At 37.9% G+C, this 13,036-nt stretch carries 17 protein-coding genes; 6 read left to right on the forward strand and 11 right to left on the reverse strand.

Annotation, left to right across the window (positions count from 1 at the left end; genetic code table 11):
- Positions 1–31 precede the first annotated feature (31 nt).
- Genes CDZ88_RS12820 through CDZ88_RS12835 form a run of 4 tightly spaced genes read right to left on the reverse strand, consistent with a single transcriptional unit; the run spans position 32 to position 2,319 of the window.
- On the reverse strand, positions 32–400 hold the full coding sequence (locus CDZ88_RS12820; protein ID WP_157796551.1) for a helix-turn-helix domain-containing protein: 369 nt from the start codon (positions 398–400) through the stop codon (positions 32–34).
- A gap of 1 nt (position 401) precedes the next feature.
- The gene (locus CDZ88_RS12825) at positions 402–995 is read right to left on the reverse strand and encodes a hypothetical protein (protein ID WP_100373921.1); all 594 of its coding nucleotides are present in this window, start codon (positions 993–995) and stop codon (positions 402–404) included.
- Between the two features lie 4 nt (positions 996–999).
- Positions 1,000–1,743, reverse strand: coding sequence for an LPXTG cell wall anchor domain-containing protein (locus tag CDZ88_RS12830; RefSeq protein ID WP_100373922.1), 744 nt, complete (start codon positions 1,741–1,743; stop codon positions 1,000–1,002).
- 6 nt (positions 1,744–1,749) lie between these two features.
- Positions 1,750–2,319: a hypothetical protein gene (locus CDZ88_RS12835; RefSeq protein WP_100373923.1), complete on the reverse strand. Its 570-nt coding sequence runs from the start codon at positions 2,317–2,319 to the stop codon at positions 1,750–1,752.
- Between the two features lie 290 nt (positions 2,320–2,609).
- On the opposite strand from CDZ88_RS12835, the gene CDZ88_RS12840 reads away from it, so the two are divergent.
- Together CDZ88_RS12840 and CDZ88_RS17470 are read left to right on the forward strand one after the other, a co-directional pair.
- Positions 2,610–2,804: a hypothetical protein gene (locus CDZ88_RS12840; RefSeq protein WP_100373924.1), complete on the forward strand. Its 195-nt coding sequence runs from the start codon at positions 2,610–2,612 to the stop codon at positions 2,802–2,804.
- Positions 2,805–2,906: 102 nt separating this feature from the next.
- Positions 2,907–3,047, forward strand: coding sequence for a hypothetical protein (locus CDZ88_RS17470; protein WP_157796552.1), 141 nt, complete (start codon positions 2,907–2,909; stop codon positions 3,045–3,047).
- Between the two features lie 894 nt (positions 3,048–3,941).
- Here CDZ88_RS17470 and CDZ88_RS12845 read toward each other — a convergent pair.
- The 4 genes from CDZ88_RS12845 to CDZ88_RS12860 all read right to left on the reverse strand — a co-directional run bounded on the left by CDZ88_RS12845 (position 3,942) and on the right by CDZ88_RS12860 (position 7,037).
- Positions 3,942–4,292: a hypothetical protein gene (locus CDZ88_RS12845; RefSeq protein WP_100373925.1), complete on the reverse strand. Its 351-nt coding sequence runs from the start codon at positions 4,290–4,292 to the stop codon at positions 3,942–3,944.
- A gap of 117 nt (positions 4,293–4,409) precedes the next feature.
- Entirely contained in the window at positions 4,410–5,765 is a 1,356-nt protein-coding gene (locus CDZ88_RS12850) for a glycosyltransferase family 2 protein (RefSeq protein WP_100373926.1), read from the reverse strand.
- A gap of 6 nt (positions 5,766–5,771) precedes the next feature.
- A complete protein-coding gene (locus tag CDZ88_RS12855; RefSeq protein WP_100373927.1) occupies positions 5,772–6,590 on the reverse strand; it encodes a glycoside hydrolase family 16 protein in 819 nt (272 codons plus the stop codon).
- A 207-nt stretch (positions 6,591–6,797) separates the two neighbouring features.
- Entirely contained in the window at positions 6,798–7,037 is a 240-nt protein-coding gene (locus tag CDZ88_RS12860) for a hypothetical protein (protein ID WP_100373928.1), read from the reverse strand.
- 243 nt (positions 7,038–7,280) lie between these two features.
- Here CDZ88_RS12860 and CDZ88_RS17650 point away from each other — a divergent pair, with 243 nt between their 5' ends.
- Both CDZ88_RS17650 and CDZ88_RS12865 read left to right on the forward strand, forming a co-directional pair.
- Positions 7,281–7,445: a hypothetical protein gene (locus CDZ88_RS17650; RefSeq protein ID WP_198507860.1), complete on the forward strand. Its 165-nt coding sequence runs from the start codon at positions 7,281–7,283 to the stop codon at positions 7,443–7,445.
- Positions 7,446–7,505: 60 nt separating this feature from the next.
- Positions 7,506–8,060: a class D sortase gene (locus tag CDZ88_RS12865; RefSeq protein WP_232718641.1), complete on the forward strand. Its 555-nt coding sequence runs from the start codon at positions 7,506–7,508 to the stop codon at positions 8,058–8,060.
- A 229-nt stretch (positions 8,061–8,289) separates the two neighbouring features.
- Here the strand turns inward: CDZ88_RS12865 and yutH are convergent, their stop codons facing one another.
- The gene (gene yutH / locus CDZ88_RS12870; RefSeq protein ID WP_100373929.1) at positions 8,290–9,327 is read right to left on the reverse strand and encodes a spore coat putative kinase YutH; all 1,038 of its coding nucleotides are present in this window, start codon (positions 9,325–9,327) and stop codon (positions 8,290–8,292) included.
- 143 nt (positions 9,328–9,470) lie between these two features.
- On the opposite strand from yutH, the gene CDZ88_RS12875 reads away from it, so the two are divergent.
- Positions 9,471–9,971: a phosphatidylglycerophosphatase A family protein gene (locus CDZ88_RS12875; RefSeq protein ID WP_100373930.1), complete on the forward strand. Its 501-nt coding sequence runs from the start codon at positions 9,471–9,473 to the stop codon at positions 9,969–9,971.
- A 159-nt stretch (positions 9,972–10,130) separates the two neighbouring features.
- Here CDZ88_RS12875 and CDZ88_RS12880 read toward each other — a convergent pair whose 3' ends face one another.
- Both CDZ88_RS12880 and CDZ88_RS12885 read right to left on the reverse strand, forming a co-directional pair.
- Positions 10,131–10,898: a TIGR01457 family HAD-type hydrolase gene (locus CDZ88_RS12880; RefSeq protein ID WP_100373931.1), complete on the reverse strand. Its 768-nt coding sequence runs from the start codon at positions 10,896–10,898 to the stop codon at positions 10,131–10,133.
- A gap of 462 nt (positions 10,899–11,360) precedes the next feature.
- Entirely contained in the window at positions 11,361–11,807 is a 447-nt protein-coding gene (locus CDZ88_RS12885; protein ID WP_100373932.1) for a DUF86 domain-containing protein, read from the reverse strand.
- Between the two features lie 200 nt (positions 11,808–12,007).
- Between CDZ88_RS12885 and glpX the strand changes: the two genes are divergently transcribed.
- Positions 12,008–12,979: a class II fructose-bisphosphatase gene (glpX, locus tag CDZ88_RS12890; RefSeq protein WP_100373933.1), complete on the forward strand. Its 972-nt coding sequence runs from the start codon at positions 12,008–12,010 to the stop codon at positions 12,977–12,979.
- The last annotated feature ends 57 nt before the right edge of the window (positions 12,980–13,036 follow it).

Genomic DNA, 13,036 nt, shown 5'->3' on the forward strand with positions numbered 1-13,036 from the left:
TTACAATACTTTTTAACTATTTTTTTCATTTTTATTTTTCTACAAATTCTGCATCACACCCTAAGTGATACTTTTCTACTAGTGAGCTCCCTTCAATAAATCGAATAAGCTCATTTTTCTTGATTCCTTTTTGGATTGCCATGTAAATAATCCTAATCCATTCCTCATCTAGCCTCACCTCTTGATCCCTTCCAAATATGAGGTGAGGCAATTGAACGTCAAGCTCGTTAGCAAGCTTTGTGACGATTTTAATAGAAGGATTGTCTTTGTGATTACGTTCTATATCACTTAAATAACTTTTGGTAATCCCTGTTCGATTCGCTAACTCAGTAAGTGATAAGTTTTTCAGTTTACGATAGTATGCAACTCTGTTTCCAAAAGTTGCTTCATGACTCGCCATCTTACTCCTCCCCATTCTCAACTGTTTCTTTGATGTCTTTTACCTCTGGAGAAGCCTCTCTTTCTTCTTTCTTTGATTCGCTTACTTTTTCTGCTTGTGTTGCATTTACTTCTTTTGGCTCTGCAGGATTTTCAGCAGGTGTCTCAATGACCTCGACCTTTTCTTCTTGTTTTGACTCAGAAGCTTGCTCTTTCTTGTCATTTTCTTTAACTGGCTCTACTGCCTTTTCTGACTGTTTAGCTTCTTGTTCTTTAGGTTGTTTTTCTTCTTTTTTCTCATCTTTGACCTTTTCTTTAGCCTTTGAATCCTCGGTTTCAACTGCCGATTCGTTTACTGCATCTTCTGAATTTGTGTCATTTTCTTCTTCCTCAACCACCTCAATTGTTTCCACTTTTAACTCTTCTTCTTTTTCAATCGGTATGGCTTGACCATGAACTTCTAAAGCTTGAGTAAAGTAAGAATGTGAGGAAGGAATGAGTTGATTCATACCACTTAGAATAAGAAAGCCAAACAAAAACATAAAACTAACAAGATAAGTCGTTTTTCTATTTCGTTGGTTCCTTAATAATTGATACTTCCTTTTGCGAGAAAGCATGTCTTTACCCCCTATTCTCCGATAGTCTTTCTGCAGCAAAGACCCGGATGATACCTGCAATAATAAGTAAGAGGCATCCTATTAATAAAAAATTGTACATATTTGTACTCGTTGAAGGTAATTTATGATTCCCTTCTAAACCTGGATGCTTAAAGCTAGAAGGCTTACCTATTGGGAACATATGATCACTACTCTCTTGTTGCTCGATTGTAGTCGTAGATTCATTTTGTTCAGTTGGAGAAGTCGTTAGAACATCACCCTCAGATTCAGCACTCAATTTCCCATGAAGTACACCAGCTTGCATCTCATTGGGAGCTTCTTTCATTAAGTGAATATCAAAGCTAATTTTTAGTTGGTCGTTTTGTTGTAAGCTTAGATTTTGAAGCTTTGCATTAAACTCATATTGGAAGGTAGTAAGGGAACTCCAATGAAACGTTTCTACATGCTTGCCGTTTAGAAGGACTTCTGAGAAAGCCTCGTAGTTAGCTAACATTCTGTTGTCTAGCTGGCCACCGGGATGACGGTATTCAAATTCCAAAAATAGATCGGTCGTTAAACTCTCTTCCTGTTTGTTTGCTAAGGTGACTATATGCAAGCCAAGATTTCTAGAGGGGGCTAATCGTAGCCCCTCTTCAAAAAGACTTAATTCCCCTTGTTGATTTACATGAACTTCATTTGCAGCTATGTTGATTGGACTGAAAGAGTATAAGAAAACAGCTATTAAAAAGTAGATCCATCTGTTTCTCATATGCACCTACTCCTTACTATCAATCTGTTTTGCTTCAACTAGAATAGAAGGTTTGACCGATAAATTTCGAAATTTATTCCCTGGGTTCTTTTTAAGTTCCATTATCATTTCCACCTCGAAAGTTTCTTGTGTCTCCAAACCATTGGACAATTTCCTTAGGATATTTTTGTCTCCCATTTTATCCCCGGTCGTTTCAAACTTATCAATTTTGCCGTTATGTGTAATTTTCACTGTAACAAGAACATCCTTCAGTTTATTTTGGGGAGCATTCTTCCCATCAGAATGGATGAGTTCGATATCTAGTTTTCCTGATACCTTCATCGCTTCATCTCCACTATTTTCAAACACAAGAGGCTTGGATTTGACTTCCTTCCCTAATACGAGACGATCATGGTCACTTAAAAACTCGATTTCGGTGGCTCCGACGTTAATTTCTAGTTGTGCATTTTGGATTTTTCCTTCTACAAGTGCTGAAGATAAAAACCAAGAATAGGTGCCATATGTAACCCCGCCAATAATGAGACCCAATAGAGATACACTAATTAACCACTTCTTCAACTCACTTAAGCTTCTCAATACTCATCACCCTTGATTTCAGTTTTCACTATATCGAACAATCTAAATGTACACATAAATCACGTACAATTCAAGTAGTTTCTGATTATTCTTTTATTTTCTTCTCGACATTTAACGTCGAATTATAGTAATACATTGAAGTGAATCGATGGTTCATTGCCATTCCAGTTATAGGCCTGTCGAATCTCTTGTAGCTGCCAACTCACATATGTACGGTCTTTATACAACTCGATTGTTTTGCACTAGAAGCTATTAGAGAGAGAATGCAAGAACTCAAGGAAGAAAAGAGAATGCTCCAAAACGAGTGGCATCAACTTCTCATAAGACTGGGAGACATTTACAGAGACAAAAAAGAAAACACTCGACCACTTCACATTATCGAGTACAAAGAAGACCAGCTGAATTACATAGAAGACGAGGAAAGCAAGAACACTCCTGTAATTAAAAAAGAATCTCACGGAAAGAAAAAGAAAAGCAAAAAATAAAAAATCAATGCGGCAATTGATTTCACACTTGATCTGTTCAAAAGTGAAGATTGAGCATTCACAGGAAAAGAAATTGCAAGGAATCTAGAAGGGCATGGACTAATGAAATGGAAGACACCCACTGCTTTTATGGATATTATGAAAAGAAGAGTTGATGGGATCGAGAAGCCTTATAAAGGATATTACTTACTGAATGCAGAGATTAATGAGGATGAGTCAGAAGAGAAATTTTTAGAAAAATAAGGATCATAAAAACGTTTCATTCCTTTGATTTTGAAGGCTGATAATTTTGTTTGTGGTGCCATTAAATAGAACAACCCCTACTTTTTTTCGATCAATATACATATTCGCTAGGGGTAATTATCCCTTCTCCCTACCTCAAGGATTTAGATATAAAATTTGGAGATACTGTTGATATAGTGGTCAACAATAATTTGAAATGTATCTCCATTAGCAATAAAAAACGACACCCCCACTAGATCACCTTGATCAAGTGGGGGTGTCGTCGATAAGAAATTTAAGGAGAGAGGACTTTAATCCTCTCTTCTTCCTGTTAATTAAGCTCCAGCTTTAATTGTTTCAACAGTCTTGCCGTTGTGATCTAACCAGCAAACTTTAAGAGTTCCGCCTTTATCAGTTTTGATGAATGTCACTCCATTAGCATTGGCTACGATAGAGTCTGAGATATCTAATCCAGTAAATTGATAACTTACAGCTACATCTACAGAGTTGTTATTAGTGATTCTCCAAATGCGATCTCACTCTTGGATGTTAAGATCAGGGTTCTCAGCGATAAACTGATCAGTGAGTTGAATGTAAGTTAATTGAAGGTTAGAGATAGTTACAACTGAAGAAATTGTATCTATTGAAGTATCAATAGAGTTAATTTCTTCAGTTGTTTGTGGTACTAGATCCTTAGTTGCCTCTTGAACTGCTGCATCTACAGAACCAAGCTCCTCAACTGCTTCATTGGCTTTTTCTACCTCTCCAGCTAAACGTTCCTTCTCGTTATATGTAGAAGTATTTTCTTCCTTCAGCTTAGCGATTTGATTAGTAGCATCTTCAAGTTGTCAATTTACACTTTCTAATTGAGAAAGTGTTGCATCTAATTCAGTTGTAACAGCTAATAGCTCCATCTCAGTAAGTTCTAGTTGTTCGTTGCTTGCAGTTAAAAGATTCGATTTGATTCTTAAACTTGCGAATTTCTTTCTCTTTATGCTTAATGTTAGCGCTTAAATTTGCAATGTTAGCATTTTTAGATTGGATGAGACCATTTGCTTTTGCCACAGTTTCATTAGCAGAAGCCTTTGACTCCTCAATCTTAGCTAGTAGATTTTTCTCATTCATATCGTACTGAACAATCTTGTCTTTGTAGTTAACTAGATTGCTAGATACTGACTGAATCGTATCTCGACCTGTAAATACTATCGCACCTGCCGTAACTCCACCCGCTAATAAAGCTCCTACAACTTTAGTTCCAACCGACATCCCAATGTTTAAGTCCCACCTTATTAAGTTTTTGTTTTTTATTACAAATTGAATGTTGTAACAACGTTATTACAAAATCAAGTATTATTTGTTTTTTTTAACAATGGCGCCAAAAGATTATGATGCTTTTTCTAGATATTTGTTTCCTGTTCGTTGAACCTTATTCCACCCTTCTTTGTTGACAAAATATAGTAAGCTACCCACCATTACATAGAACATAAAGACAAAGCGGAAAAAGAAGAGTTCACCTAGTATAGTCATTACTAAATGCTTTCTAGATCCATTAGCAATGTGCATCCCATGTCTCTTAATGATATAAAGAGCTGCCAAGCAAGAAATTAAGTTCAATGTCACAGATAAGGCAAGGTATAAACCTATAATGAAAAAGGATTTTTCGCTATATCCGAGGGTAAGAAGGTAAACGAGGTAAACCAGAGTAAAACTGGTTGCGAGGGTGCCTACAATAAAGGCATCTACAATAAAGAAAAAGGATACAGATCGTTTAAAGATAGATCTCAGCATCACCCTGAAGTAGATAATCAAGCAATCAACAAAGGCTTTCTGCCAACGTACTCTTTGCTTGAATAGATCTCTCCAACTTTCAGGACATTCTGTATAGCAAATTGCATGTGGTAAAAACAAAATTTTTTTCCCTTTATTGTCTAGAACATACTTTTGAAACTTCATCGTAATATCAATATCTTCTCCAACTGTATTTCGATAACCGCCGACTTCAAGAAGAATACTCTTTCTGAATATACCGAAAGCACCTGATATAACAGAGAGTGCATTAGAGCGAGCAAGAGATGTTTTATAGATCATAAAACCTTTCAAATATTCAAATATTTGGAATCTAACGATATACTTGATCCCTAATGAAAGTCCTTTTCCGCTCATCTGCCCTCCCTGTATGATGTTGACAAGACCACCGCCAGCAATAACGTTTTCATCTTCGAAGGCTGAATTAATGACATGAAGGGAGTTTTTCTCTAAGATGGTGTCTGCATCAAGAGTGACAATAATATCATTAGAGGCAAAATCAATCCCAGCATTCAAGGAGTCTGCTTTCCCACCATTGTTCTTGTCAATAATATACGTGTTAGGTAATCTAGTTGATTTATATGTAGCAAGAACTAATTGGTAAGTAAGGCGTTTAGCAAATGATTTTAAAGAAATTTTGTTTCCTAATTCTTCGGTAAGAACATCTAGTGTACGATCAGAAGATCCATCATTAATGAAGATAAACTCTGCATGCGGATAGACCTTGAGGATATCCCTCACTCCTTGAATGGTAGAGGATAAAATGACTTCTTCGTTATAACAAGGGACAAGAACAGAAATACCTTTCATGTTCTTAGTATCTTTGTGAAAGTTGTATTGGTCTTTTTCCCTTAAAGCACCTAGTGCGTTCATTACATGAAACAATGGCAATGCGGTACAAATCGTAATCATAATGATAGTAAGCCATATCATGTTCGATTAGTCCCTTCTTTTCATAAATTTGACTTCTTCTACAATCATGCTTAGAGGGAAAAGAGTGTCTTCACTTGGATCCTTGGCCCATGTTCCACCAATAGCAAGATTAATAACTAAATACATAGGTTCATGAGGGATACCTTCGGTCGATGTGAAAATATGCTCTCCGTCTATAAGCCATTTGATTTCATCTTTTGACCACTCGATCGCATAGGTATGCGAAGCATAGGGGTCTTCTAAATGGTGAGAAGCATATGATCTTTTCTGCTTATTATCTTCAATCCAATGATTTACATAGTAAACAGCTGCGGGGTATCTCCCGATCGACTCATAGATATCAACTTCTGGTAGAGTATCTCCAGATTCAGGTAGAAGCCATACAGCTGGGAATGTTCCATCAGCATGACTTACTCGTAATGTGACCTCTATTTTTCCATATTCGATTGTGAATTTATCTTGGGTAGTAAGTTTCCCTGACGTATAGTTGTGAGATTTATACATCTCTTCTTTAGCGGAAATTTCTAATGTACTATCAACAATCTGAACATTTTGAGGTAAATAATATTGCAACTCATGGTTGTAGTTATCTCCTTGTTCAATAACATTCCATTTGTTTTTATCTAAATATTCAAACGTTTCATGCCATAATAAAACCCAGTCATCGTCAATAATTTCTCCATAGCCTCGATCTTCCTGGTAAAGAGGCAATCGCTCTCTCTCAAAAAGAGTTGTTTCTATGGAATCTTTTTGATTTCTTTGATGATGCTCTGTTTCAGTAAAGATCATAGCGATCGATAAAGAAGTGATAAAGGCAATAAGCACAGAAAATCCTAAAAGAATACGTTGAAAAAACTCACTTTATAGCACCTCCTCCCATATTTTGTTATAACATTGTTATAACTTTCCTAACTCATCACCCTTGATTTCAGTTTTCACTATATCGAACAATCTAAATGTACACATGATTCACGTACAATTCAAGTAGTTTCTGATTATTCTTTTATTTTCTTCTCGACATTTAACGTCGAATTATAGTAATACATTGAAGTGAGTCGATGGTTCATTGCCATTCCAGTTATAGGCCTGTCGAACCTCTTGCAGCTGCCAACTCACATATGTACGGTCTTTATACAACTCGATTGTTTTCCTTGTAAGCTCGAAACTACATCTACCTTTGCATACTCCTCCAATAAAAAGAATTCCTACACCATTTTGATCATTTAAAAGAAAAACGGATGTTTTTTTAATAATTGCTGTTACATGTTCCATACCGTCACCACCTAGTAGTTTGAATTATCAAACTAAAACTACCATTAAATAGACGTACAATTCAAGTAATTTTTACACACGAAACTAACTATATGTTTTTTTACTAGCTAAAATCAAGAGGTCTAACCTATTAAAATGCTGTTTATCCAAAGTATGTGTGATGGTATAATGTTCTTAACAGTCAACTAATTGAAAGTTAATATTAACAATCACACTAATGTGTAGAATGTTCTGGAGGACACTATGAGAGTAAAAACACAAAGGATTGACATGAGAATTCCTGAGCAATTAATATTAAAAGTAGAAGAATATCAAGCACGAGAAGGCATCTCTACTAGAACAGCAGCTTTTATGGAACTCGTTCGAAAAGGTTTAGAAGCAGAAGAGAGAAAACAAAAGGAAAATTAATAAAAATACAGGGTGTTATACTCTGTATTTTTTAGAACCGATTTATTAAGGGGGATTGTAGTGAGGTTCATCTATTATTCGTTGCTCGTTGTCGGATTAATCTTCATTGGATTTGCTGCGTTGGAGTTATCAGACAGTCGCATTAAAATTGCAGAGGGGTTAGATGAAGGGAAGCACATCGTAAGTCAACAAGCTTCAGCGATCTCCGGCTCTCCTTCTGACATTGGCGATACAATTGGCTTGTTATCTTTCCCCACACTAAATGAAGAACTTCCTATCATTTACGGCACTGACCCAGATGAATTAGAGCGAGGAGTGGGCCTCTATATCGGTTCGGCGTTACCAGGCGAAGGAGGACAAATCGTCTTATCAGGTCATCGCGATACAGTATTTCGCAAACTAGGGGAAATACAACCTGGAGATGAAATTATTATCCAACTACCAAATGGAGAATATAAATATGTAATATCCTCTTCCAAGGTTGTAAAAGCGGATGACCTCTCTATTGTGACTCTTCATAAAGACTATGAAGAACTAGTCATTACAACTTGCTACCCCTTTTCAATTATCGGGAATGCTCCCGATCGATATATTTTGTATGCAAAACCTTTATGATGAATTTTGAAAACAAAAAATGAGCACAAATGCAAGCTCACTAAAAAGTCCTTAAATAAAATAAAAACATCGCCTCTGTCGTAATTATGAGAGACGATGTTTTTTATTGTGTAATGAAAAAATCCTGTATTTAATAATAGATCAGGTGAATAACTACTTTTAGTTCTGTAACTTAGAGAACTTTAAATACATAAGTTCCGGAGCACCCAGCTCTCTAAGGTGATTTCACTTATAACCATTCAACATTCGGTGTTTTTCCTGATGTTTTCGGAATTCGTACCATTTCTGAAAATTGTTTTAAAAATTGTTCATTCGTTTGCTCTTGTTCAATGATCGAGAAAAATGTTTGACCAAATTGTGTTCTTTCTTCATTGATTTGTGCTCGGTAATAATTTTCGATTGTTTCAAAATAATGAACAGGAAATAATAATCTGGCATAAGCGAGACGCCATGAATACGTTGTTAGCGGTTCATGTGTTTCATAGCCTTCTATGAAGGAGTGAATATCCTCCCAATGATTTGAACGCTCAAGTGATAAATCGAATTTTTTTTGCCTAATCCACTCTGCGACATCTCGACATGGATGGTCGTAGACAAGTTCAGTCGGCCTTTTAACGATTCCACCTCGGGGCGAGACCGTTAACCATGTCGAGTCCGTAAAGCGGCGATGACAGATCGTACCTTGTTCTTGCTCTCTCGCTGGATCATCTAGTCTTGCATCAACAGCATACTGAATCGCATTTTCTGTTAAACCCATAAAATAAGGATACGAATACAAAAAAGCCTCATCTACATAGGATCTTGGCTTCTCGTAACTGATCTGTTGATGCCAACCTTCTAGTTGTTCTAACCGTTGCTCCCATAGTTTATGCCACTGCCCGAAGTAATCATATGTTTTACGTGGATGCGACAGTTGTTTTCCGTAATAATGAATGACCGACAAATGTTCTCCCTTTTCATAACTCGTATCAAGTCGTAACTCTGAGCGATTTTCTTGGTTAGGAAGTTCGAATAGGTACACTTCTTGACCATCTATTAGACCAAGATTGCCATTTTGTTTCGTTTTTCGTAAAGAGAGCATCGTCTCATCACCGACTGACCGATAATATTCCGCAAAATCAAGCATCTCTTGTTCAGAAGAAGCACATTCATCTTTTGGAAAAAAGACATAGGACTTCCCTCCAGCTTCAAACCCTTCGTAGTCTCCTATAGACAGTCTGACGTCACAATAGAGTCCGTATTGATCGTACACATTACGTTCAAACACATCGATCCCTCCCAACGCACACCTTCTTTTTTATAGTCTATGACCCACTCGCATAAAATGTGTTACTTTCCCGTAGACTAGTAGTAACCATTTTGTCTTCACATCATATGCAGACAAGATGAATGACGGATGGAGGTGACACAATGTCTGAAGAAAAGAACTATGATGAGGTAGAGAAAAGAGCACGCGAAGCTTTGGTAGAACGTGGGGTAACGATTAATGATATCGCTGATCTTGTGTTCTTCTTACAAGAAAAATATCACCCGAATTTATCGATGGACGATTGTATTCACAATGTGCATCGAGTACTCCGTAAAAGAGAAATTCAAAATGCCATCTTAACAGGTATTCAGCTTGATGTCTTAACGGAACAAAAAAAGATTGAGCAACCTCTACAAGGAATTATCGAGCGAGATGAAGGGTTATATGGTGTCGATGAGATTATTGCTTTATCGATTGTTAATGTGTATGGTTCGATTGGTTTTACAAACTATGGTTACATCGACAAGTTGAAACCTGGCATTTTAAAAAGACTGAATGACAAATCAACAGGAGAATGCCACACATTCCTAGATGATATTGTTGGCGCCATTGCCGCTGCTGCTTCAAGTCGACTTGCTCATCGTGCGGCGAATGTTGAATGAATGAAAAATTTCTCCACTAAAAAAAGATTCGAGCTGACCATCTCAGTCAGTCGAATCTTTTACATACGTAGAACGTAGATTGAGCGCACTTTCCCCTCTTAAATAAACGTTTAATTAAATACCCAAAATCATTTTTTTACGATCTAGTTAAATAAACGTTTAATTAATCGTCCACTCTGATAAAGAACGAAGCATATAGGTTGGCTTTTGTTCGACTTCTTTTATATGCTCCTCTTTCGTTACTCCTGTTAAGACCATTAATGTATCAACATCCGCACGAATCCCAGCCAAAATATCTGTATCATAATTATCACCAATCATCAGTGCCTCTTCTTTTTTTATGCCGATTTTTTCAAGGGCTTGTTCTATCATAATGGACTCGGGTTTACCAATGAATATCGGTTTCACTCCTGTCGTTGTTTCAATGACCGAAACTAATGATCCCGCCCCTGGTAACAACCCTCTTTCCGTCGGCAAAGCTTTGTCGCCATTAGTTGCGATAAACGTTGCCCCGCTTCGAATCGCTAAAGCAGCTTTCGCAAGTTTTTCGTACGTGATCTCACGGTCTAGACCCATGATGACATAATCAGGTTCTTCTTCTACGATTTCATGACCTTCATCAAGTAAGCTCTGCTTTAACCCTTCTTCTCCGATCATCAAGACACGAGCATTTGCTTTCTTTTCTGTCATAACGCTTGCCGCTGCCATACTCGTCGTAAACACATGCCCACTTGTTGCTGGTACCCCCATTTTCACTAACACTTCAGCCACTTGCTCTGGTGTTTTCGTCGAGTTGTTCGTCACAAATAAATAAGGGTATCCCTTTTTTTCGAGTGTTGAAACAAACGCAATGGCTTCTGGAATTGGTTCTGTTCCTTTGTACATCGTTCCATCTAAATCAATTAAAAAACCTTTATATGATTTCATCTTATCCCTCTTTCTACGAACACGAGGTTGGGACAAAAGGATTTTTACTTATGGAATTTCGAACATTACGGCTGCAGCTTTTGTAAACCGCTCCTGAAATATACTTCGCTTTTCGCGAGGAAGCTGGTGAGCCCCTTCGTGCTTTGCACTTCAGTGTCTCACCTATGCTAATACCCGCCAGAAGTCTACGTATATTTCATCCGCTAAATTAGCACTTCGTTCGTTTCCTGAGTTAAACACTTTAATTATGTCCCAGCCTCGTTTTACTCAATCTTTTCAACATCCTGCAAAATATCTAATGAGAGATGACCATAATTTCTTGGAGAGCTCTCTTCACCTTGACTATTTATTAATCATGACTAAAACTACGTCTCGTGTGGAGTTGGTAGTATGACTCATCACCATCTTTACATCGATTGTAAGCGATGAGTGTTGTTATGTACATTTCATGTGTCAACCTAATTACTTCTTATTCGGTAAGAACGCAGAAACCGGACCTAATTCCTCAACTAAGTAGCGACGAACATTCGATGAAAACTGGGTAAGGACCGTTAATTCCTTTGTTACAACTTTGGAGATCTTATCATGGTCAAGACTCATGTAATATGTGACAAGTTCTTTTCTAAGAGCGACAACTTGTTTCAACGAGTTCGCATCTTGCTCATGAATCACCTTTTCATCATGAAGAATGTCAACGATGTCCTCATAACTACCTGGGTCGCGCATAATGAATCCATCAATCATGCTATTACCAACATCAATGATTGATTCGACGATGACAGTCACCATTCGTTCCATGGCAAGCTTGTCCTTTAGCGTGTCAAGAGATGGTCGTTCATCCCACTCATTCAATAGAAGATCCATATAGGCAAGTGTCTCATCAATTTTTTCACGGTTTACAAAGTACATTCGCTACACCTTCTCTTTTTTAAATAGTATAACACATTAGACAGTAATACCTACTTCAGACAAACACAACAAAAGAAATGATTTATTCTTGAGCTCTTTTTTGTTATGATAACAGACGTACATGATTCGACAAGGTCCTAAAAGGTTGTCGATCAGATAAATAAAAACTAATTATGATACACAATTGGAGGAGAATCAACTTGGATCGTGAACTAGCCTTAGAAATCGTCCGCGTAACGGAAGCCGCAGCATTAGCCTCATCACAATGGATGGGACGTGGCAAAAAAAATGAAGCTGATGACGCCGCAACAACAGCGATGCGTACTATGTTTGATTCAGTCAACTGTCGAGGAACGGTTGTGATCGGTGAAGGTGAACTTGATGAAGCTCCAATGCTCTATATTGGTGAAGAAGTCGGTAGCGGGCATGGTCCAGAAGTGGACATCGCTGTAGATCCTCTTGAAGGAACAAGCATCGTTGCTAAAGGTCACCCGAATGCGATGGCTGTTATTGCCGTTGCTGATAAAGGAACACTCTTACATGCTCCTGACATGTATATGGAAAAAATCGCTGTCGGACCGGAGGCCGCTGGACTTATCCGTTTAGATGACCCTATTGAAAAAACGATCGATATCGTCGCAAAAATGACCAATAAGCGCGTCCGTGATGTAACCGTCATTATTCAAGAACGTGAGCGTCACGCAGAACTGATTGATCGTATTCGCCAAAAAGGGGCACGAGTCACATTATTTGGTGATGGAGATGTCGGTGCATCAATCGCTACAGCTCTTCCTCAAACAGGAATTGATCTATTTGTTGGAACAGGTGGCGCTCCTGAAGGCGTCATTTCAGCTGCTGCACTGAAAGCTTTAGGCGGCGATATGCAAGCTCGTCTAGTTCCGATGAATGACGAAGAACTAGAGCGCTGTAAGCAAATGGGTGTTGACGATCCGAGCCAGGTTCTTCAATTACATGATCTTGTCCGTGGTGACGATGCAATTTTTGCCGCAACAGGTGTGTCATCCGGTGAACTACTCGAGGGTGTTCGCTTCTTAGGCGGCGATTTAGCAGAAACGGACTCCATTGTTATGCGTGCAAAAACAAGAACCGTTCGCTATATTAAAACACATCACCACTTAAATCATAAGCCACATCTAAAAATGAACGACTAACCTTCGCAATCCTTCTAGGTCATGGTATGATGAAACAACATTATTTGACCTGGAGGG

It is taken from the genome of Bacillus sp. FJAT-45037 (assembly GCF_002797325.1).
Lineage (GTDB): Bacteria > Bacillota > Bacilli > Bacillales > Bacillaceae_D > Alkalihalophilus.

What these genes read in the sequence shown, in the direction of transcription:
- CDZ88_RS12825 (WP_100373921.1), bottom strand. Translation starts at nt 995, where the DNA reads ATGCTTTCTCGCAAAAGGAAGTATCAATTATTAAGGAACCAACGAAAT.
- CDZ88_RS12860 (WP_100373928.1), bottom strand. Translation starts at nt 7,037, where the DNA reads ATGGAACATGTAACAGCAATTATTAAAAAAACATCCGTTTTTCTTTTA.
- CDZ88_RS12875 (WP_100373930.1), top strand. Translation starts at nt 9,471, where the DNA reads ATGTCTGAAGAAAAGAACTATGATGAGGTAGAGAAAAGAGCACGCGAA.
- CDZ88_RS12830 (WP_100373922.1), bottom strand. Translation starts at nt 1,743, where the DNA reads ATGAGAAACAGATGGATCTACTTTTTAATAGCTGTTTTCTTATACTCT.
- CDZ88_RS17650 (WP_198507860.1), top strand. Translation starts at nt 7,281, where the DNA reads ATGAGAGTAAAAACACAAAGGATTGACATGAGAATTCCTGAGCAATTA.
- CDZ88_RS12820 (WP_157796551.1), bottom strand. Translation starts at nt 400, where the DNA reads ATGGCGAGTCATGAAGCAACTTTTGGAAACAGAGTTGCATACTATCGT.
- CDZ88_RS12850 (WP_100373926.1), bottom strand. Translation starts at nt 5,765, where the DNA reads ATGATATGGCTTACTATCATTATGATTACGATTTGTACCGCATTGCCA.
- CDZ88_RS12840 (WP_100373924.1), top strand. Translation starts at nt 2,610, where the DNA reads ATGCTCCAAAACGAGTGGCATCAACTTCTCATAAGACTGGGAGACATT.
- CDZ88_RS12845 (WP_100373925.1), bottom strand. Translation starts at nt 4,292, where the DNA reads ATGTCGGTTGGAACTAAAGTTGTAGGAGCTTTATTAGCGGGTGGAGTT.
- CDZ88_RS17470 (WP_157796552.1), top strand. Translation starts at nt 2,907, where the DNA reads ATGAAATGGAAGACACCCACTGCTTTTATGGATATTATGAAAAGAAGA.
- CDZ88_RS12885 (WP_100373932.1), bottom strand. Translation starts at nt 11,807, where the DNA reads ATGTACTTTGTAAACCGTGAAAAAATTGATGAGACACTTGCCTATATG.
- CDZ88_RS12880 (WP_100373931.1), bottom strand. Translation starts at nt 10,898, where the DNA reads ATGAAATCATATAAAGGTTTTTTAATTGATTTAGATGGAACGATGTAC.